This window comes from Allorhizocola rhizosphaerae (genome assembly GCF_003426775.1).
Classification (GTDB): domain Bacteria; phylum Actinomycetota; class Actinomycetes; order Mycobacteriales; family Micromonosporaceae; genus Allorhizocola; species Allorhizocola rhizosphaerae.
On record NZ_QJUG01000111.1, the window covers coordinates 1 to 21,154 of the forward strand.

General features: G+C 69.5%; 16 protein-coding genes. 4 read left to right on the forward strand and 12 right to left on the reverse strand.

Features of this window, described 5'->3' with window-relative positions:
* A partial coding sequence (locus tag DM816_RS23305; RefSeq protein WP_162907745.1) for an AAA family ATPase occupies positions 1-2,320 on the reverse strand: 2,320 nt, incomplete at its 3' end.
* A gap of 71 nt (positions 2,321-2,391) precedes the next feature.
* Positions 2,392-3,222 (reverse strand): CPBP family intramembrane glutamic endopeptidase, encoded by an 831-nt coding sequence (locus tag DM816_RS23310; protein WP_211588817.1) that lies wholly within the window; start codon positions 3,220-3,222, stop codon positions 2,392-2,394.
* A gap of 259 nt (positions 3,223-3,481) precedes the next feature.
* On the opposite strand from DM816_RS23310, the gene DM816_RS23315 reads away from it, so the two are divergent.
* Together DM816_RS23315 and DM816_RS23320 are read left to right on the forward strand one after the other, a co-directional pair.
* Positions 3,482-3,994: a hypothetical protein gene (locus tag DM816_RS23315; protein WP_211588818.1), complete on the forward strand. Its 513-nt coding sequence runs from the start codon at positions 3,482-3,484 to the stop codon at positions 3,992-3,994.
* Positions 3,995-4,198: 204 nt separating this feature from the next.
* Complete coding sequence (locus DM816_RS23320) at positions 4,199-4,732, forward strand: TetR/AcrR family transcriptional regulator (RefSeq protein WP_117212513.1); 534 nt, start codon at positions 4,199-4,201, stop codon at positions 4,730-4,732.
* 359 nt (positions 4,733-5,091) lie between these two features.
* Here DM816_RS23320 and DM816_RS23325 read toward each other — a convergent pair whose 3' ends face one another.
* The 9 genes from DM816_RS23325 to DM816_RS23365 all read right to left on the reverse strand — a co-directional run bounded on the left by DM816_RS23325 (position 5,092) and on the right by DM816_RS23365 (position 16,281).
* Positions 5,092-5,340: a hypothetical protein gene (locus DM816_RS23325; protein WP_117212515.1), complete on the reverse strand. Its 249-nt coding sequence runs from the start codon at positions 5,338-5,340 to the stop codon at positions 5,092-5,094.
* Between the two features lie 169 nt (positions 5,341-5,509).
* Positions 5,510-6,535: a fatty acid desaturase family protein gene (locus DM816_RS23330; protein ID WP_211588819.1), complete on the reverse strand. Its 1,026-nt coding sequence runs from the start codon at positions 6,533-6,535 to the stop codon at positions 5,510-5,512.
* 98 nt (positions 6,536-6,633) lie between these two features.
* Positions 6,634-8,001: a DEAD/DEAH box helicase gene (locus DM816_RS23335; protein ID WP_117212519.1), complete on the reverse strand. Its 1,368-nt coding sequence runs from the start codon at positions 7,999-8,001 to the stop codon at positions 6,634-6,636.
* Positions 8,002-8,392: 391 nt separating this feature from the next.
* A complete protein-coding gene (locus DM816_RS23340; protein WP_117212521.1) occupies positions 8,393-8,653 on the reverse strand; it encodes a hypothetical protein in 261 nt (86 codons plus the stop codon).
* A gap of 8 nt (positions 8,654-8,661) precedes the next feature.
* Positions 8,662-9,735: a WXG100 family type VII secretion target gene (locus DM816_RS23345; protein WP_117212523.1), complete on the reverse strand. Its 1,074-nt coding sequence runs from the start codon at positions 9,733-9,735 to the stop codon at positions 8,662-8,664.
* A 121-nt stretch (positions 9,736-9,856) separates the two neighbouring features.
* Complete coding sequence (locus DM816_RS23350) at positions 9,857-11,929, reverse strand: transglutaminase TgpA family protein (protein WP_117212524.1); 2,073 nt, start codon at positions 11,927-11,929, stop codon at positions 9,857-9,859.
* Positions 11,926-13,089 carry a DUF58 domain-containing protein gene (locus tag DM816_RS23355; RefSeq protein WP_117212526.1) on the reverse strand — a complete coding sequence of 388 codons (1,164 nt, stop codon included), beginning with the start codon at positions 13,087-13,089 and terminating at the stop codon, positions 11,926-11,928. Before DM816_RS23355 ends, DM816_RS23350 begins: the two co-directional genes overlap by 4 nt.
* Positions 13,089-14,057 (reverse strand): AAA family ATPase, encoded by a 969-nt coding sequence (locus DM816_RS23360; RefSeq protein ID WP_117212528.1) that lies wholly within the window; start codon positions 14,055-14,057, stop codon positions 13,089-13,091. Before DM816_RS23360 ends, DM816_RS23355 begins: the two co-directional genes overlap by 1 nt.
* 13 nt (positions 14,058-14,070) lie before the next feature.
* Positions 14,071-16,281 carry a serine/threonine-protein kinase gene (locus DM816_RS23365; protein ID WP_162907746.1) on the reverse strand — a complete coding sequence of 737 codons (2,211 nt, stop codon included), beginning with the start codon at positions 16,279-16,281 and terminating at the stop codon, positions 14,071-14,073.
* A 178-nt stretch (positions 16,282-16,459) separates the two neighbouring features.
* On the opposite strand from DM816_RS23365, the gene DM816_RS23370 reads away from it, so the two are divergent.
* Together DM816_RS23370 and DM816_RS23375 are read left to right on the forward strand one after the other, a co-directional pair.
* Positions 16,460-19,105, forward strand: a complete 2,646-nt coding sequence (locus DM816_RS23370; RefSeq protein WP_162907747.1) for a PASTA domain-containing protein — start codon at positions 16,460-16,462, stop codon at positions 19,103-19,105.
* A gap of 7 nt (positions 19,106-19,112) precedes the next feature.
* Positions 19,113-20,399 (forward strand): hypothetical protein, encoded by a 1,287-nt coding sequence (locus DM816_RS23375; protein ID WP_117212534.1) that lies wholly within the window; start codon positions 19,113-19,115, stop codon positions 20,397-20,399.
* Between the two features lie 306 nt (positions 20,400-20,705).
* Here the strand turns inward: DM816_RS23375 and DM816_RS23380 are convergent, their stop codons facing one another.
* Complete coding sequence (locus DM816_RS23380; protein ID WP_117212536.1) at positions 20,706-21,149, reverse strand: DUF6879 family protein; 444 nt, start codon at positions 21,147-21,149, stop codon at positions 20,706-20,708.
* Positions 21,150-21,154 lie beyond the last annotated feature (5 nt).

Sequence of the window (21,154 nt, forward strand, 5' to 3'; positions counted from 1 at the left end):
CCCGCGCCCGCGCCGCCTGCTGCGGCCGGCGCCCCGCCATCCGGTCGGCCGCGACGCCTGCGGCCTCGGCCGCCAGGTGCCACATGCCGTGCCGCTCGTAATCGTGGCTCAACTCCAATATGGACTCGGAATCCTGCCCGGCGAGCGCCTGGATGTAGCGCACGTGTGTCTTCGATGTCGTCGATTCGAGCTCGCCGAGCCGGGCCGGCAACCGTTTGAGGGCGGCCACGGGCTGGCCGAGGCGCGCCATCAGGTGCAGCCCGGCGATGCCGAAGTCGGGGCTCTTCCCGCCCGCGCAGTGCTCAGACATCGCGCGAAGGTGTTGGCGCGCCTGCACCATCCGGCCCTCGCACGCCAGCACGAACGCCTGGCACAACAGGTCCAATTCGATGCTGAGCCGGTTTTGCCCGCGCGCCGCGATCGCGTCGTCGATGGCGGCGCGCGCGGTGGCGAGGTCACCGCACGCCGCCTCACACATGCCCAGCACCGACAGGTGCATCGGCGTGCCCCCGAACGGGTCATGCTCGCTGGCCACGCCGACGCTGTCGCGCAGCAGCGCGGCCGCCTGCCGATAGCGGCCCCGCGCGGCGTAGACCTGCCCGAGAAACGTCGTGCCATATGCCGTCGCCGCGGGCCAACGCTGCCGCAAACCCCACTGCCGCAACGACTCTGCCACCTGCTCCGCCCGATCGAGGTCGCCCGAATACAGATGCGCCCCGATCTCAACGATCTGCAGTGCCAGCCGGTCGACGGGATCGTCGTGCGGCACGCGGGCCGACATCGCCCGCGCCAGCCGCAGCGCGTCCGCGTGCCGTCCAATGTGGATCAGCATCACGCCGCCGGCGGCCACCGCGACGGGCGGCAGGTCGGCGTGGCTGCCCGCGCCGGAGACGATTTTCGTCAGCTCCTGGTGGGCCTCGCCATAACGACCCAGATATGCCAGCGTGAGCACCCTCCGCGTGCTCAACTCGGCACTCATGGCGCGCGCCGCATCGCCCTCAAGCAGGTGCAGCGCCTCTTCCGGCCGGCCGAGCTCCATCACCAGGTTGTCCACGCGGGCGCCGATGAGCGTCACGAGCTCGTCCTCGGCCGCCGAGCCGGAGTCGAACCGGGCCAACAGCTCCTCGGCCCGCTCGGGCCTGCCCTGCCGGGTGTGCGCGCGGGCGAGCGTGACCAACCGCCGCACCGACCCCACCCGCGCGGCCGACGCCAGCCGCTCGGCGAGCGGGGCGTCGAGCATGTTCAACGCGTAGTCGGCTGCGGTGAGCAGTTCATCGTCGTCGGGCTGATCGCCCGCGTCCAACCGCAACACCACTCGGCGCAGCAGTGCCGCGGGCGATCCATCGTGCGGCAGCGCGGCCAGGAGCCGACGCCGCAACACCGCCGCCGCGCCGGACGAGATCTCCGCGACCAGCACCTCGGCGTGCAGCGGGTGCGGCAGGCGCAACATGGCCTCGCGCTCGACCAGCAGCCCGCGGCGGCACAGCCCGTCAACGACGGCCCACTCGGTACACTCGCAAATCACCTCGGCCTCGACCGGCTCGCCAAGCGCTACCAGCCGCACCGCGGCCAGCTCGTCGGCCGTCAACCCCGCGAACCTGTCCCGCACCAGCTCGTGCAGGCCGTGCGCGGCGACCGGGCCACCGATCCACCGCCACACCGCACCGACCCGGCGCAGCCGTCCGGCGTCGATCCCGGCGCTCACCAGCTCGCGCAGATAGAGCGCGTTGCCGCCGGTCCACCAGCGCAGCCGCTCCGCGGTGAGCGCGTCGACCTGCCCGTCCAACGCGCCCTCAAGCACTTCGCGCACACCGTCCAAATCGAACGGTCCAACCTGGACACTGTCGGCGTAGCCGTCCCGCCACAGGCGGCTGACCGCGTCGCTCACCGGCTCGTCCCGGCGAACGGTCAACAGCAGCTGGCACCGGTTCGTCGAGGCGAGCTGATGCAACAGCGCCGCCGAGCTCTCGTCGAGCAGATGGGCGTCGTCCACTGCGATGACCACCGGCGGTTGCCCGGAAACCTTGGCCGCCAAGCGATCCGCGATCCGCAGAAACAGCCGCAACGGATGCGGGTCCTGCTCGGAGAGACCGTCCAGATGCGAGGCGAAGATGCCGAAGGGCACGGCCCGGACGGCACGCGTCGCGCTCGCCCACACCACCCGGCACCCGGCCGCGCTCAGCCGATGGGAGGTGTGCCGGGCAAGCCGGGTCTTGCCGACCCCCGCGTCCCCACGGAAGACGACGCTGCGCCCGCCCTCGGTCACCCCGAGGGCGCGATCGAGCAGACTCTCGCGGGCGCGCAGCGGCCAATCATTCATGTTTTCCCTAGGGTGTGCCGGAATGCCAGAGATTGTGATCCCGCGCGGCCACCAAGGCAAGCAGAAATCCGTCACCCGGCCATGGGCTTGTCCATGACGGGCTCGCGCGCCGACAGCCGTCTGGTCAGCAGGATCCAGGCGCAGATCGCGGCGAGCGGGATCAGGCCCAGCGCCTCCACGGTGGCCGAGTCGAGGCCACCGGCCTCGATCAGCACGGTGGAGGAGAGCGTCCCGATGATCATGTTGTTGCCGGCGTGGGCGAGGCAGGGCACCCAGACGGTTCGCGAGCGGTAAAACAGCCAGGCCAGGATGATTGCCTGGAGCACGATCGTCAGCGTCCACGTGAGGAGCCCGAGCAATAGGTTGTCATAGTGGACATAATCGGTGAAGGCGAGCGGATAGTGCCATGCGGCCCAGATGATGCCGGTGATGAGCGCCGCCCGGACCGGATGGCGGCTCACCCGCTGCTGGAGATGACCACGCCAGCCGAACTCCTCGCCCCAATACATAGGCAACAAGACGATGGGGCTCACCAAGAGCAGCAACACGATCGGCTGCCACAACGACGAGAGATCCGGGTCATACGGTCGCGCGAGCGTGGACAGTCCGACGATCGCGCCGAACACGAGCATCGGACCCGTCCACGCCAATAGGTAGTAGAAGCCTGCGGTGCGCACGCGCGGCGCGAATCCCGCGTCGCCGAAGCCCTCCTTGGTCACCCACCGGCGCACGACCACGGCGGCGATAGCCGGAGAGAACGCCATCGGCAGCGCCACGGTCAGTTGTGTCCTCGGGTCGGCCATCGACATGCCGAGCACGAAATAAGCGACGAAGATGGCCACCCAGGCCAGACCGAACGATATGAGCAGAAAGGTGAGCACACCCTTCGACTTGAGTCCCATGAACCCACACAACCATCGGGTTAGACGCGCGTCACTACGCCCAGCCGCCGTATCGCGGTAGGGCCAGCCATACCGAGGCGCCGCACCGGCGGGCGAGTGGCTGGTACCACAAAAGGTATAAAAGGGGTGAGGCGGACCACCATGATAGAAGTAGTTGAACGGTCAACGGGCTCCTACCATTGATCAAATGTTTGGCAATGGAGCCCTTACCAAAAGCATTATTGGAACCCTAGCGACCGCAGCCGCTGGACTTACCGCCGTGATCGGCGTTGGCGCCTCCCCGGCTGCAGCCAACCCGTCGACCACACAGTCGGTCGTCGCCGCGACAAGCGAGACCGCACCGGTGGCCGGCCTCAACCAGACACAAATGAACAACGCCAAGAAGATCATCGATACAGCCAAATCGATGGGGCTGGGTGAACGAGCCCAGATCATCGCCATCGCGACCGCCATGCAGGAGAGCAACCTCTACAACCTGGCCAGCACGAAGCTGCCGGAGTCCTACCAGGTCCCCCATGAGGGTGAAGGATCCGACCACGACTCGGTCGGCCTCTTCCAGCAGCGTTCCAGCACCGGCTGGGGCCCGGTGACCGAGCTCATGAAGCCCGAGTACGCCGCGCACCAGTTCCTGCAGGCACTGACCGAGGTCCCGAACTGGCAGGACCTGCCGGTGACCGTGGCCGCGCAGCGGGTGCAGGTGTCGGCCTACCCCGACCACTACGCCAAGCACGAGGCCAACGCCACCGCGGTGGTTCGGGCGCTCAACAGCTGACCAACCCCCATATCCCATATCCCCCTTACGAGACCCGAGCCGGGGCGCCCAGCGCCTCGGCTCTTTTCCTATCAATTCAGCTGTACCAAGAAGGTCCCCGCGAGCAGCACCCCGACGCCCAGCAGCCGTGCCGGTGCGAGCGGTCTCCTGGGCAGCCACGGCGCCGCGTGGCTCAGTCGATCCAGCGCGCGTAACCGGGCGCGCGTGCTTGCCGCGGCGGAGGATCTGTTCGCCCGGCGCGACGCGGAGTCGGTGACCATGGAAGACGTCGCCCTTGCCGCGGGCGTGGGCAAGGGCACGCTGTATCGCCGCTATCCCAGCCGAGAGGCGATCGCGCTCGCCCTGCTCGACAAGCACGAGCGGGAGTTACAGGAGAGGCTGATGTCCGGTCCTCCGCCCGCCGGCCCGGGTGCGCCGCCGGCGCAGCGCCTCACCGCCTTCTACGCGGGCATGCTCGATCTGCTGGACCGGCACGGCCATCTGGCCCTCGCCGCCGAGACCGGCAAACGACGCTTTGCCACTGGCGCATATGGGTTTTGGCGCGTGCACGTCGCCGCATTGCTCACCGAGGCGGGCCTGTCCGTTGACCGGGAGGCGCTGACCGACATCCTGCTCGCGCCGCTGAGTCCGGAACTCTATCGATATCAGCGGAGCGCCCGCGGATTGAGCAGGGACGAGATCCTGCACGGGCTGACCCTTCTCGCCGACCGCCTGCTAGAGCACGCCATCCGGCAGTGAGCGCGGCGACGTGGTCGCGCAAGACCATTGTCCAAAGTGTACCGGCGCGGGTCTCGGCGAGGGTGTAGTGTCTGGGAGTGAGTCGTCAGGCGGGTCTTACCGGTCATCGCGCGGCCGTGCGGACGCGCGCGGCGCAGCGACTGTGGCGAGCTGAAGCCTTGGCGATCGTGAAGAGCGTACGATCTCACGAGCCGCCGGTGACAGGGACCTGACGACCACACTTCCCGTGCCTCTGTGCAAAAAGGACGGTGCACTGGGCTCACGCCGATGGCGGTTTGCGGACCAGCGTGCGCGGACAGGCCGCTGTGCTTACGCCGATGGCGGCTTGCGGACCGGCTTACGCGGACAGGCCGCTGTGCTTACGCCGATGGCGGCTTGCGGACCGGCTTACGCGGATAGGCCCTGGCGACAAAGATGACCCCGGGGCGATATTTGCTCGACCAACGCGCGGCGACCTCCTGCTGGTCCTGCTCCGCGACCTCGGCGAGGAACGAGGCGGCCGAGTCACCGCGCAGGAGTGTCGCGGCGTTGCCGTCGCAGCTGATGAGCACGGAACCATCGGCGTGGTGTGCGTAGGTGAAACGTTGCGTCGCAGGGCTTGTCGCCATGATAAATATTCATCTCCGGTCGGGTCGGCCCCGGTGCAGGCGAGCCAGCGCATGGGACACGTTGGACGAGATCGATCGTTAGGGAGAAACCGGATTCACCACCGAGTGTAACCGGAATACCGACCGAGCGCACCGTCCCGAGTGCGAATACTTTTCGCGCCTTTGCCCCTCAGCCCTTGCGTAATGGTGCTCCGACCCGATGCAGGTGCTTCAACGCCATCTTGTACGAGGAGACGAGCCCGGCCTCCCGATAGGGCACGCCGATTTCGGCGCAGAAGTCGCGCACGATCGGCTTGGCCCGGCGCAGATTGGGTGCGGCCATGCTGGGGAACAAATGATGCTCGATTTGATGGTTGAGGCCGCCGAGCACGACATCCACGATCCGGCCACCGGTCACGTCGCGAGAGGTCAACACCTGCTTGCGCAGGAAATCGAGGTTTTCGCCGGGCATCGGCATGCCCTTGTGGTTCGGCGCGAAGGTGCATCCCAGATAGAGTCCGAAAACCCCTTGATGAATCGCCACGAATAGCAGTGCCTTGCCAATCGGCAGGGTGCCGAATACGAGCGCCGAATAGGCCAGCAAATGGGTGGCGAGAAGGACCAGCTCGGTCCCGCGATGCCTTATGCGCCGGCGGCGAAGCGCACGCACGCTGGCCACGTGTAGATTGATGCCCTCCAATAGGAGCAGCGGGAAGAACAGATATGCCTGGATCCGCCCCATGAACCGCGGAATCCCCCGGCTTGCCCGCGCCTGCTCGGTGGACCACACCAGGATGTCCGGCGCAACGTCCGGGTCGTCGTCCGGATGATTCGGGTTGGCATGGTGGCGCGTGTGCTTGTCCATCCACCAGCCGTAGCTCATGCCGATGCCGAGGTTGCCCGCGATCAGACCCGCGATCTCGGCCCGGCGGCGGCTCTTGAACACCTGCCGGTGGGCAAGGTCGTGGGCAACCAACGCCACCTGGGCAAAGACCACCGCAAGAGCAAAGGCGACAATCATCTGGTACCAGGAATCGCCCAGCAACACGAAGACAGCCCAGGCTCCCACGTAGGCCGCGGCGACCAACCCGATGCGACAGGCGTAATAACGCGCCCGCCCACCGAGCAGCCCCGCGGCCCTGACCCGTTCGGACAATCGGGCGAAGTCACTGCCCCGCCCCACGGGAGGACCCTCGGCGGCGATCGTTTCCATCATCGATCGAGGGTCGCGAAATCGGCCCGCTGAAGGAATCCCGCTGACCACCCGGAGCGTGGTGGTGCCAGCCCTACCCTCGGTGCTTTGCTGAGTATCGATCATCGTCGGCCGCGCCGCCTTCCGGCGCGCGATCGAGCGGAAAACGCCGCCGCGCCGGTCGGGGTGTCGGCTGAGCGCGGCTCGTTCCCCGCGGTGGAGCCTGTTCCAGGCAAACGCTGAACGGTGCCCACCGGCCTGGCGCTCCCCGGGGCGATTTCGGCCAGCAGCGGGTCACCGGCTCGCAGGCGAGTGGTGATCGGCTTGATGCCGGCCCGCCGGGCCAGCTCGCTGATCTCCGCGATCCGATCGTCGGGCACGAGGGTCACGACCGTCCCGTGGGCGCCGGCCCGCGCGGTCCGGCCCGAACGGTGCAGATATGCCTTGTGTTCCACGGGTGGATCGGCGTGGATGACCAGCGAGATCCCGTCGACGTGGATGCCGCGGGCCGCGATGTCCGTCGCCACCAGGGCGGTGGCCGTGCCGCTGGTGAAGGCGTCCAGATTGCGGGTACGCGCGTTTTGCGCGAGGTTGCCGTGCAGTTCTACCGCGGGCACGCCCGCCGCGACCAGACGCCGGGTCAACGATTTCGCCCCATGTTTGGTCCGCGTGAAGACCAGTGTCCGGCTGGAGCCGGTGGCGAGGTCGACGAGCACGGGCAGCCGGTCGGTCTGGCTGACGTGAAGCATGTGGTGCACCATCGAGGTCACCGGGGACAGGGATGAGTCGACGCTGTGCGTGACCGGGTTCTTGAGGAAGCGGCGCACCAGCACATCGACGGCCGCGTCGAGGGTCGCGGAGAACAGCATGCGCTGCCCGGATCGCGGGGTCAGCTCCAGCAACCGCCGCACGGCGGGCAGGAAGCCCAGGTCGGCCATGTGATCCGCCTCATCGAGGACGGTGATCTCCACGCCGTCGAGGCGAGCCCGGCCGGTCGCGATGTGGTCCTCCAAGCGTCCGGGGCACGCGATGAGGACGTCGACGCCTGCGCGGAGGCCCGCTATCTGCGGGCCGGCGCTCACCCCGCCGAAGATGGTCAGCGTGCGCAGCGAGAGGGCCTTGGCCAGCGGGGCCATCCCGGACTCGATCTGCATGGCGAGCTCGCGGGTCGGTACCAGAATCAACGCTCTCGGGCGGCCGGGCAGGCGCGGGGATGCGCCGGCGGCAAGCCGGGCCAGCAGCGGCAGTGCGAAGGCGTAGGTCTTGCCGGAGCCCGTGCTGCCCCGGCCGAGCACGTCGCGCCCGGCAAGCGCGTCGGGCAGCGTTGCCGCCTGAATCGGGAAGGGATCGGTGATACCGATCTTGGAAAGCGCCGTGATCAGGGCCTTCGGCAGATCGAAGTCGGTGAAGGTGACACCGGGAGCAATGGCTGTGGCTATCGCTGTGGTTATGGGTGTGGATGTGGTCGTACGAGGGCGGCGTACCGCCATAGGAAAACTCCGAACGTGGAAGGGCCGTCCTGCCCGGCGCGATGAGGTGATCGCGGCGCGTGGTAGTCGACATGAAACCGGCCCGAGGCAGAACAGTGCGGGCCGCGCTCCCGAGTCTACCTGAACCAGCGCAGCCCCCGCCCACTCACCCCCATTGATCATGAACTCAAGTCCATGTTCGACGGCATGACGATGACTTCATGGTCAATCCGGCCGTCGTTGTCCCGCAGCAGCCGAGCTCCAGCCGGCTTACGAGTTCCATCCCATCAGGTCTCGCTCGCCGGCACCCGCCGCCGCCGCGCCAATGTGACGCTGATGGAATACCGAAGCGGCCGTATTGCGCGAGAGGACCGCCGTCTCCCATGCGGTACCGCATGGGAGAGGCGGGTCTTCAGTCGCCGGCCCGTTCGAAGGCGGTGGCGACCAGGTCCGCGTACCGGCCGAGGCTCTCGATCTGTGCGCTCAGCGTGCGCAGGCCCGACCCCCAATCGGAGCTGAGCATGCCGAGCGCCGCGTCGGTGCGCGGTGTGGCGTCTCCGCCGGCGCCCGAGCCGAGCTGGGCGGCGCCGGCCGCGCACAGCAGCTCGCTGCCTGCCGTGGTCAACGCGGATCCGGCCGAGCGGGTCTGGGCGGGATCGTTGGCGATAAGCACGTGTACTCCTAATCGATGAGGTCTTTGATGGTTTCGATGGTGCGGGGCGCGTCCTGGATGGTGTCGAGGATCCCGGCCGGGTTCACGTGCACCTCAAGATGAACGCCGCCGCCGATCAGCGGGCTCAAGCCGGCCCCGATGTCGGCGTGCAGGCCGTCCTCGTCCACGTCGACGTTCGCGTGGGCCCCGGCCCCCGGACCGGCCCGGCCGTCGAGCGAGGGCGTGATCGCGAACGTGTCCTCGTCGCCGACGGTCGCGCTCACGCTGCCCTTGGCCCCGGCCTGGACGTCCGCTCCGCCTCCCAGGTGCAGACCGTTGGGGCCTAGCTCGGCGTTCGCCGACGCCGACGCGCTCGCGCCCACGGACGCGTCGAGCCCGTATGTGGTTGTCCCGTCACCGAACCGCTCGTGCAGCCGCGCGAGGATGGCCTCGATGGAGGCCGAGGCGTGGGCCCCGATCGCGCCGTCGCGATCGTCGAACCCGGCGGACGCGGCGGTCTTCAAGTCGAGAAAGGACAGTGGGCCGGGCGCGCGGGAGGCCGCCTTGGGTGCCATCGCGGCGGCGGCCCGCAGCGCGTTCGCCGCCCGCTCATCGTCTTGCCGCAGTTCGCCGCACAGCTGCCGCGCTTTCGGGATGTAACGGGCACGCAGCTCGTCGAGTTCGTGGGAGGCTCGCTCAAACGCGCCCTCCAGATGCGTGGGCCTGCCGGTGAGCCCGGCCGCGAGCCGCGCGGCGATCAGCTCAGATTGTGCCGTCTGCAGGCTTCTCTCCGCCGCTTCGATCTCTTCGGCCCAGGCGCGGATGCGCCGCTGCGCGTCTTCGACCCGCGTCCCGAGCTGGGCCAGGTTGCTCGATGCCCGGTTGAGCGCGGCCGCGCCCGGGTCGAGGCTTGCCGCCACGTCACGGCCGGCGGACACGAAGACCTCGTATCGCGGACCCTCCCAACCGGACACCGCCGCGCTGCGGCCGATGCTTGTCGCCGCACCCGCCACCCTGGCGGCCAAACCCGACAGGCGTTGGGCCGCCTGGGTCAGCGCCGCGGGATTGCCCTCTGGATAAGCCAATCCGGCACGCACTCCCATGCGCCAAACGTATGAACGCGACGCCCGGCCGGGCAATGGGAAGCCCTACCGTGCCCGCACAGATCTCTGTGCGGTTGTGCATGCCATAGCGTGCACAACCGCACGAGATCTCGGAGAAGCCCTACCGTGCCCGGCCGAGCAGCGGGCGCGGGTCGAGCAGGGCTCGGACTCGGCGTGCGGGTGTCATGCCGGTGCGCAATTGTCCACGCACATCGGCGGCGATGATCCAGGCTTGGGCGCGCAGCGCAGGAGCGGGCCCGTCGGGGGCATAGGCGGCGCGATCGGCCGCCACGGCCAACGCCGGGAGCAGTGCCGGTTGGACGATCCCAGCGCTTGCCCGGCCCGCCAGACGGAGCACGTCTCCCGTGGTGTGCGTGCCATCGATCCGGATCCCGGCTTCCCGCAATCGGTCTAGCACATCGTGCCAGGCGCCGAGGATCGCGAGCCGGTCGGAGGCCCGCCGTCGCCGCCGCACGCGTTGCACGGCCTTGGCGACGGGAGTCGCGGCAGCCAACACCACCACGAGCACGACCGCACCCACCGCTCCCGCAATCACACCGGACCACGCGCCGCCCCGCGCCGAGTCGGTCTGCGAACCGTCGTCGCGGGGCGGCTCGGGCAACCCGGGCGGCGGTGTCTGCGCCCCGGCCCTGAGCGGATCGTCCACTATGGACGACTGCGCGGGCGGGGGCGGCGCATCCGGCCGCCTGCCCTCGGGATTGCTCCGCGGGCTCGGATCGATCCCGATCCACCCGATGCCGGCGAAGTTCACCTCGGCCCACGCATCGACATCGGGAGCACCGGCCACGAACGATTCGCCGTCGTAGCGCGGCCGGAACCCCATCACCACCCGGGCTTGGTAACCCAGATGCCGGGCGAAGACCGCATAGGCGCTCGCGTATTGCTCACTGGTCCCCCGCCCGGTCGACAGCAGCCGTTGGATGTGGAAGTAACCGTGGCCGCCGGGAGCCTCGGCCGACTGGTCGTGTTTGAACTCGCTGCCCGTGAACCGGCGATACAGCGCGAGCAGCTCGTCCGATCCGGACGGTTGGCCGCTCACCGTGGTGTCGAGGAAGCTTGCCAGCTGGGGCGGCAGGGCCAGGGCGGGCTTCGGCGCGGCGACCGGATCCGCCGCGATCACCTCGTTGAACTCGGCCTCGTTGACCGCCGACGTCGCCGTGTAGGCCGATGGTGGCATGCTGTCGACGGGGACGGCCAGATCTCCGGTGGCCTCGTCGACGCCCAGCCCCGGCACCGATATGGCTGTGGCCCGCCCGGCCGTGGGAATCCAGTCGAGCTCGCCCGCCTCGACGGTGACCTGCTGGGTGACCGTCACCGCAGTCGCCGTGACCTGCGGCTGGGCAAGGATCGTGCTCGCCCGGCGATAGTCCGCGTCGACCGTCCAAAAAAGACCGTCGAACCGGGTCAGGGTGACCATGCGCAACAGGCTTCCGGGCCGCGACACCGTGCCCGTCAGCTTGATCGGGCGGATCCCGTTGCGAAGAGCCAGAAACTGCTGCAGCGGGCTCACCCCGCTGCGCGGGGTCACGGGCGCGGCGACAAGGTTGCGGATGTCGGCCGCGGGCCGGGCGCCGACTCCAGGGGCTATCGGCCCAGCGAACGCGGCCGCGGCAACCGCGACCACGGCGATCAGTGTGGCCACTCCAGCGATGGCGGGCGACGGCGCGGTGGGCCGACCGGCCAACAGCAAACCCACCACCAAGGCCAGCAGCACCAACGCGAACCAGGCGGGCAGTGGCCGGCTCGTGGCGCCGAAGCCGAGCGCGACCAGCAGGCACACCAGCACCGGCGCCAACGGCGCCGACGGATGCGAGGCATAGCTCGCGAGCAGTCCCGCGGCCAGCACCGACCACCCGACCAGCACCACAACCGTGCCCAGCACGGCACCGGCCGCCTCAGTCGGCAGGCTGCCCGTGAGCAACTGCCTGGGCCCATGGTGCAGGTCGCCAAGCGACCCCGTCGTCGCCATGGCAGCCAACACCACCGCCAGCATGCCACCCACCCCCGCCACGATCGGGGACAGGCGCGGGATCAGCGCCACACCCCCCGCCACGGTGGTCACCACCGCAAGCCCCAGCAGAAACGGGCCGGGAAACCCACCGAACACCGGCCCGAACCCCAGCCCGGCAAACCCGCCCGCGATCGCGGCAAGCGTCACCCGCGCCGCGCTCATCCCGCGTCTCCGTTTACCATGCGGTGCCACGCCGTGGCGGCCTCGGCGGCCGTGCTCGCGGTCAGCAGCGCCATGCCGGGCCGGCGCTGCACCCCCGCATCGGATTGCGGATCGACCATCGCCACCACCACCGGGCTGTATCGATTGCGTTGCGCCGCAAGCTTGGCCAGCTCCCCGGGCGGGATCGAACCGGTGACCACCGCCAGCGCCCCGCCCGGCGGGATCCGGTCAACGGTCTCGATCAGCAGCACGGAGTCCATTCCCGACAACCGCTCGGCCATGGCGAGCCGGTCCAGCGAACCCGTCGCGCCCGCCGCCAGCGCGTCGCCCGCGTGCTCCCCCACGACGTGCAGGGCGACCGGACGTCCCGTCTCCTCCACCGCCCGCACCAACGACGCGGCGAACTCGACGGCATGCTCAAACGATTCCGCGTCGAGCGCGCGGGTCCGCGTGTCGAGCACCACGGTGGTCGTCGGCTCGGTGGTGTCCACGTGCTCCCGCACGATCAGCGTGCCCGTGCGAGCCGTTGAACGCCAATGGATCTGGCGCGGATCGTCGCCGGGGACATATTCCCGCAGCGACGAGAACGTCACCGTGCCGGGCCTGGCGTGCTGCGTCGTGCGCCCCTCGTAGTCGAGCACCACACCGACGGGCAAGGGCCGCAACGGATGCACCCGCGGATGCACCCACAGCACGCCGTCGGCGGTCTGGCGCTGCCGCCACACGAACAGCCGCAGCGGGTCGGATCGCTCGACGGTCAGCGGCCCGAGGAGCAGCCGCCCGCGCCGCTGGGCCGGGATCGGATAGCGCACGGCGCGCTGGCCGAAGCCCACCAGCACGCCGATCTGCAGCGTGACGGGCTCCCCACCGACCACGTCGACCGCGGCGAACCCGGGCGCGGGCCACCGGGAGACGTTGCGCACCAACAGCTGGCCAAGCGCCTGCTCGCCCACTGTCACGCGATCCGGGGTGACCCGCCGAGAGAGCGTGACCATCGGGCGGACGGCCATCGTGAGCGCACCGGCCACGAGGATCGCCAGGGCTCCGACCGCGAGGTGCACCAGCGTCGGATAGCCCAGCAGCACGCCGCCGGCGTAGCAGACGACACCACCGGAGGCGAGCGCGGCTCCGGAGCTCGTGATGGAGAAGCGGCCGCGCATCACTGCGTTGCCAGCACGGGGATTCTGATGCCGTCGAGCACCTCGGCAAGCACCGCGGCCGCTGTCACGCCACGCACCTCCGCCCGGGCCGCAAGCACCAGCCGATGAGTGAGCACCGCCCCCGCCGTCTGCTTGACGTCATCGGGCGTCACGTAGTGTCTTCCAGAACATGCCGCAAGGGCTTGCGCGGCCCGCAGCAGGGCCAGGCAGCCACGTGTGCTGGCTCCGAGCCGCAGCGCCTCATGCTCGCGGGTGGCCTCGGCGATGGCGGCGATGTATGAAGCGATTTCCGGCGCGGTGTGGATCGTGGCGACCAGGCGTTGCAGGTAGGCGATCTGCTCCGGCGACGTCACCGGGCTCAAAACCGGCACCGCGGAACGGGATCGGCCGAGCAGGATCTCCTCCTCGACCGCTCGTCCCGGATGCCCCACGGTGATCCGCATGAGGAACCGGTCGAGCTGCGCCTCGGGCAGGCGGTAGGTGCCCTCCAGGTCGATCGGGTTCTGTGTGGCGATCACCAGGAACGGCGTGGGCACCGGATGCGGCGTGCCGTCGATGGTGACCTGGTCCTCCTCCATCACCTCCAGCAGCGCGGACTGGGTCTTCGGCGACGCCCGGTTGATCTCGTCGGCGACCACGATGTTGGCGAACACCGGCCCCGGACGGAACTCGAAACCGCGCATATTGGGATCCCACACCGACACGCCCGTGATGTCGGTCGGCAACAGATCCGGTGTGAACTGGATCCGGTGCGAGCTGCCACCGATGCTTGCGGCCAGTGCCTTGGCCAAAGAAGTCTTTCCGGTACCCGGAACGTCCTCGATGAGCAGATGGCCCCGCGCCAGCAGGCAGGCGAGCGCGAGCCGGATCGCCTCGGTCTTGCCCCGCAGGGTCAGCTCGACGTTGGCCGTCACCGCGTCGGCGACCGACTGCGCTTGCGCGATGCCGTCGATGTTGAGGGTCGTCATGTGTCGTTATTCCTTACGTATTGGTCGGTTTCGCGGTCGGTGGGGTGACACAGGGGATCGGCGGCGCCTTTTCCGGCGGCGGCACCGTGACACCGACCGCGATCACGTAGAAGCACGCCCCCCGCCCGGCGCGCAGCCCGTCCACCTGAAACGAGGTGACGTCGGCGCCGAGCATCGTCATGGTCAGCTGGCGGGTGCCGCTGCCGATGATGTCGTAGACCAGATAGCCCTGGAAGCCGGGCAGCTTGCCGGCCTCGTCGCGCCAGCTCACGGTGGCGACCGTGCCCTCGACGGTCACTGTGGACGCGACGGGGTATTGGAAGTGTTGCACCGTAACCGAAGCGGGCGGCCTGGCCCGAAGCGCCAGGTAGACCCCGGTGGCCGTGCCGGCGAGCACGACGGCGATCGCGGCCACGATGAGGCGGCGCCACCGGCGCGGGGGCACGGGCGGCTCGGGCCGTGGCACCGCCGGGCGGGCCGAGAGAATGGTGACAGACTCGCCTTCGAGCCGGGGGGTCGTGCTCTCGGCGGGCGGCTGCGTGAAAACCCGGGAAGCGATGTAGCGCAGCGGATCCGACTCGGCCAGGCGGCTCGCTAGAGGAGGCCACGCGGACCCGCTTGGAACCGCGGAGAGCGGGGGGCCGAGGCGAGACGAGACGCGGCCATCGAACACGGCCAGGCTGGCCCATCTGGCGGCCACCTGTGCGGCGGCGGGCCGGTGCAGCGGCTCCTTGTCCAGGCAGGCGGCGATCAGGTGCCACACGTCATCGGGCAGCCCGCCGGGGCGCGCCGGAAGCTGATCGATGTGGGCCAACAGCAGCGCGTCGGTGTCGTTGCCGTAAAAGGGTTTGTGCCCGGCGAGCAGCTCATAGGCCATGACACCCAACGCGTAGACGTCGGACGCGTGGCTCGGCGCACGGCTGGCGGCGAGCTCGGGCGCCAAATAGGACGGTGTGCCGAGCACCTGTGTGTGCTCCGAACCGTTGACCGGGCGGGCGATCCCGAAGTCGGACAGCAGCGCCACCGGGCGCCCGCCGCGCTGCGCGACCAGCACGTTTTCGGGCTTGACATCGCGGTGCACCAGCCCCGCCTCGTGCACGGCGGCCAAACCGTCCGCGGTCTGCGCGAGCAGCGACGCCGCCTCGGCCACCGACATCCGGCCCTGACCGGCGAACTGTCGCAGGTTTCCGCCGCGCACGAGATCCATCACGATGGCGTAGACGCCGCCCTCGGTGAAGAACTCGTCCACCCGCACCAGGTGCGGGTGGCGCAACCGGTGCAGCACATGGTATTCGCGCACGAACCGGCCGAGCTGCGTGCCGTCCTCCACCAGGTCGGCGCGCAGCAGCTTCACCGCGATCGGCTCGCCGCCGGAGCGCCTGCGCCCCGCCCACACCTGCCCGCAGGCGCCGCTGCCGATCTCGTGGTCGAGCAGGTAGAGACTGCCCAGCGGGCGGGCAACCGCGTCGCGCAACGCCATCGCGAACTCGGCCGGGCTGTCGTGGCGCGACGACGGTACCGCGGAGAGGGCTTTTTGCAGGACCGCCACGGCCTCCTGCGGCACATCGGCCCGGGACATCACGGGTGGGTCTCGCGACACGAGCCGCGCCAGCGCCGTGCTGTAGGGCTCTCGTCCGGATAGGAGGGTCCACAGCAGCGAGGCGCACGCGTAGACCTGCCCGGCGGGCGTCCAATCGGCGCCGCCGAGGACCTCCGGTGGCTCGTGCCCGGTGCCGTCGCCGCGAGCAGCCTCCAGCTCGGCCAGCACGGGCGGCAGCGGCGCGCCCATCGTGATGAGCCTTGTCCCGTTGGCGAAAAGCGGGGGCGGCGACCCCACGATGCCGTTGGCCGCCAAGGCTTCCAGCCCGTCCGCGGCCGCCTTGGCCGCGGCCACCACCATGGCCACGGGCTGCGGCCCCTCGACCGCGAGCACCTCACCCAGGTCGGGGCCCGGCCGGGCGACGAGCAGATAGGGCCGGCTCAGGTCGTCGACGCCGTGATCGAGCAGTGGCAGCACGACAGAAGGGGCGACCCGGGTCAGGATGGCCTCCAGCTCCGCGCACTCGGCCCGCACCCGGCGCATGGTCGCGGCATCCAGCTCGGCCATCACCAGCACGACCCGCAGCTGCGCGCCGTCGGCCTCGCGCACGGCCGGCACGGTCGCGATCGGCCGGCCCGCAGGCGATCCCAGCAGGCGTAAGCCATCCACTCCAGGCAACGACATAACCGGAGAACACCTCGTCACGGTCGGGGCGTCGGACTCGCCGACACGGTACCGCACCGGGGTGACAGCGGCATGGGGTGCGGACGGCACGAGCAAACAGTAGATGGATCAAGGGTTGCGGGCATTAGGGACCGTTCCCTATTTCGAAACCGGCACATGCTTTGTAGCCTGAGCCATCGTGAGGTCTCTACGGCTGCGTCTGGCGCGTGTGTTCGCCCGTCCCGCGTCGCGGGCCGGCACCGCGATGCTGACCTGCGCGGCGCTCATGGGCGCGTTCGCGATCGCCGCCGGTGTCGGATACACGGCATCGCGACCACTTTTGGGTGACGGATGCGCGTTCCTCGGCAAGGGTCACACCGTCGCGCATGTGTGCGGCGAGACCGGCCGGTCCGACGCCGAGATCGCCCAGCAGCTGGCCACCGGCAAGGAGGAGCTGCAGACGGTGCGCCTGCCCGACGGGCGGCTCGCGGTCGTCAACCAGACCACGGGCACGCTGTCGTACTTCGACAGTGCGACGCTCACGCCGACCAGCCCACCCGCGAGCCAGCCGGAGTCGGCGGGCAAGCTCGAACCGGTGCCCACCAAGACAGACGGCTACCTGGTCGACTCCGCACGCAAGGTGGTGGAGCAGATCGCGCCGCCCGCGCAGCCGGCTCCCGCCCCGGTCACGATCCCCGACGGGATCAAGGCCGTGGTGCCCGGCGGCGACTCGCTGTGGGTGATGACGCCCAAGGCCGAGGTGGTCGAGGTGGCCGACGGCAAGGTGGTGCGCACGATCCGGCTCGGCGTGACGCCCGCCGGGATCACGGTCGCCGACGGGCATCCGGTCGTCGTGGCCGAAGACGGCGCAACCTATGCGGTCGACGGGGCAAAGCCCAAACTGCTGGGCAATGTGGGGCTGAGCGGGCAGTCGCTGGTGCTCGCGTCGTGGCGGGGCGCCGGGCGCTATGTGGTCGCGGTCGATCGCGGCACGGGTCGGGTCGGTGTGCTCGACCCGCGCACCGGGCACCACACCACCGTGCAGCTGAAGTTCACCGCCGGGCGGACGCAGCTCGACGCCCCGGTGATGCTGGGCGAGCGGGTCTATGTGCCGGACCGTTCCGGGCCCAGCCTGTGGCGGATCAACGTGCCGAAGGGCGCTGTTGATGAAAAGCCTTTGGAGGTGCCGGGCGTGCCCGGCCCGATCACGGTGACTGTCGAGAGTGGACACGTGTGGGCGCACAGCCAATACGATCGGCGTGTGCTCGTGATCGACGCCAACGGGCAGCACCACACCGCCGACAAGGGCCCGCGGCCGGAGCTCGGCGACGTCACGGGCCAGACAGGGCCGCCCGGTGCGGGAGTGGGCACGGGGCAGCCCGGCCAGTCGGGCGACGCCCCGCCCGAGGGGCCGCCCGGCACGACGACCGGTCCCATGGTCATCGTCCCGGGATTTGCGGCGCGGACGCCGTACCGCCAGGCATGTGAAGAAATCAAGAAGCTCAAGCTGATCTGCCGCGCCGTCGCGGGTGGTGACCAGGCCGGGCTGCGCACCGGCGATGTGTTGGGCACCGACCCACCGGCTGGCACACAGGTGCCGGAGGGCAGCCGGGTGATCGTGCGCTACGCCGGCCCGCTCAAGACCCCTTCGGTGCGCGGGCTCTGGCACGAGGAGGCATGCCGCCAGATCAAGGCCGCCAAGCTGACCTGCGCGCCGACGATCGACCCGAGCCCGGCTCTGTCGCCGAGCCTGCTGGGCATGGTGTCCGACCAGTCGCCCGACCCGCAGGACCAGATCGCCACGGGCAAGGCCGTCAGCTACACCTATCCCGACTCGATCGCCCTGCCCAACCTGGCGGACCAGGCGAGCGGCGCAGCCTGCGAACAGATCACCCGGGTCTACCGCATGCGATGCACCGCGATCCAGGGTGACCCACCGGCTCGCGGCAAGCAGCCAGGCCAGGTGTATGAGCAGAGCCCGGCCGCCGGCTCGGTCGCGAAGATCGGGACGACGATCAGCATTCGCTACTATCGCGGCACCAGCACGGTGCCATCGGTGATCGGTCAGCACATCGACGCCGCGTGCGCCGAGGTGCAGCGCCTGGGATTCGTCTGCCGACGGCAGGAGGGGGTCACGGCCTGGGGCACCGGCCACGCCGTCGGCGAGGTGTATGAGCAGTCCCACGCCCCCGGCACGGAGTTGGCCGTGGGCACCGCGATCACGCTGACGTACTACAGCGGCAATCAGGATCTGCCCAACTACGTCGGCACCAACCCGGCGGCCGCGTGTGCGGACATGAACGCGCGCGGCTTCCAATGCCAGCAGGCCACTCAGCCATACCGGACGCAAAATGTCGTTGAGGCCCAGAGCAGACCGGCCGGGCGCTATCCATTCGGCACCGCAATTGCCGTTTACTACAACCCTTGGCCGCTCACGGACTGGTGGATCGTGCCCTACGGCGGCGGCTGGCGGATGCAGGCCGGCTCCGGCGAGCACCGGATCGGCTTCGGCTACCCGGCCAACGCGACGTTCAACTCAGGCGGGCTGACGGTGTACCAGTACCGCTGCCCGACGGGCCAGCCCGGAGCGTGCCGCGGATACGGCCATAGCGTGTTCTATTCCCGCATCGTCCCGCCCGGGACGGGATACGTGGACCCGGACTTCACCGAGCAGAAGGCCTTCACCGTCTTCGCGGCGTGCACCAGCGCGGCAGGGCAGCGGTGGGTTTGGCGCACGTGGCACGGAGACGCCAGCCGGCGCTCGTACAGGCTCGTCCACACCGACAACGCGAACGCACCCGGCGGGGCCGTCGGCTCCGAACTGCTCGGCTGCATATGGTGGTGATGATGACATGGGAACGCTTGCGGGACTTGACTATCCGGAGGGCAACCCGGGCGGGCTGACCTCCGCTGCCGGGCGGGCAAGCCGCTTGGCGGCGCAGGTGGCGAGCGCATCGTCCAGTGTGGAGCGTGCGACGCGCGTGCCGGGGTGGGAAGGCCCGCGCTACGCGCTGTTCGCCGTCGCGGCACGGGCGATGACACGCGACCTCGGCCCGGCCGCGGGTGCGTTGGCCAGGGTGTCGCGTGCGCTCACCGACCTGGCCGAGACCGTGCAGGAGGCGCAGCGGCGCATCCGCGACTGGGCGGACGAAATCGAAGCGGCGCAAGCCAAAGTCGAGTCCGTAGAGTCGGAGCTGCACACGGCGCGTGCCAGGCACAGCCTGCTGGGGGATTCGCTGGCACCGTTTCCGGGCCCGTCACCGCTCGACGTGGCTCAGGCGGCCTACGACAAGGCAGCGGCTCACTTGGCCGAGCTGCGTGCGCGTTACGCTCCCAAGGCGCGTGCCCTGTGCGACCGCGTCCGGCAGCAGGATCAGCGCACCGCCCACGCCGTGCTCGCGGCCGCCGATGCCGCACCGGCGGGCGGCCGGGCGGCCCTGGGTGACCCACGCGTGCCCGCTGACGTCCGCCTGTTCGCTCCAATGTGGATGTTCGGGCCGGGCGAGAGCTGGCTGCCCACCGATCCCCGCCGCAACGCCGTCGACCTGAGAAATGTGGATTCCTGGGAAGAGTTCCAGCGGTACCTTCGAGGTGAAGGCGCCGGAGCTCCAATCTTCTATCGAGTACGGGATTTCGGCGACGAGAGAGTAATCGAGTACTGGTTTTACCGGCGATACAATCAGTTCAGGGATATCGATCCGGCCTTCAAACACGCCGATGACAGTGAGGCCATAGCCGTCCGCCTGGTCAACGGGCGGCCCGTGCAGGTCGGCTACAGCCAGCACGAGCACGGGTGTTCGCTGCCCTTCGCCGACGCGCCGAGGAGAGGCGGCCACATCGTGTCGCACCCTGGGGACGGCAGCGGTGCCAACTCTCCCTATCGCGGCCACGACGACCGCATCCCCGGCCCATGGGACGAACTGCACGGACCCGCGCCGGGCGAGCGCACCCCACGCGACCACATCGTGCGCGGCGAAGACCACCTCGTCAACTACGACGGCCCCCGCTCCGGGCGACCGTGGCCCCTGCTCGACCCCGACGGAAACCGTTTGCCCGGCAACGGGTCCAACTCCGGCAAGTTCACCCCCGGCGCCGACGTCTGGACCGACGAATGCGAGCCGCTTCCCCCGCGCACATAAGCGCTTCCGACGGCCAGGGGTGCTCAGATGACAAGCCGATCCAACACGGGCTCTTCGCATGCAGGGATGCAACAAGATCACTCACCTGATCGACCTCGTCCGCCTGCTCACACCAGGCCGTGATGTCCGCCGCGGAAGGCGCTTGCCGCGCGTGCTCAATCTTGCTGACCTTCGACTTGTGCCAGCCGGTGCGCCTGGCGAGATCGAGCGCTGAAATCCAGCCATGACCCTGATCTCGCGTAGCCGTCCGGCAAGCGCGGCACGTGCCTCGCCTATGGCCGGTGTCGGATCGTGCACGACGACCGCTCAGATAGGGCGATAGTCGCTATAATCGATCGCCCGCCGCCATGCAGCCTCGAACGACTCGGCACAGAATCCGATCACCCTCGGATCGTCGTTGGGCTGAACGCCCAGCCATTCACCGTCCCCGCTGGAGATGCTGAACAACAGCCAATCGTCGATCAGCCAGAAGTCGTTGCCGGGAAACCTGAGGTCCGATGCTCTGTCGCGAGGCAGCCAACGCACAACTTCGCCACCGGCGAGGTTCGCGAACGGCGTCACGTCGTACTCATATCTCACGTACTCGGTGATTGGCTCCGAGACGGTCCGCAAACGCCGGAGGTCTCCACCGCTCGCCACGAGCGGGGCCAGCAGCGCCTGCACGACGTAGGAGTCTCCGTCCTCCCATACCGTCGGTGAATTGCCGTGGTCGGAGCCTGGATCTTTAGCGAGGAAACGCAGTGTCATCATGGTCT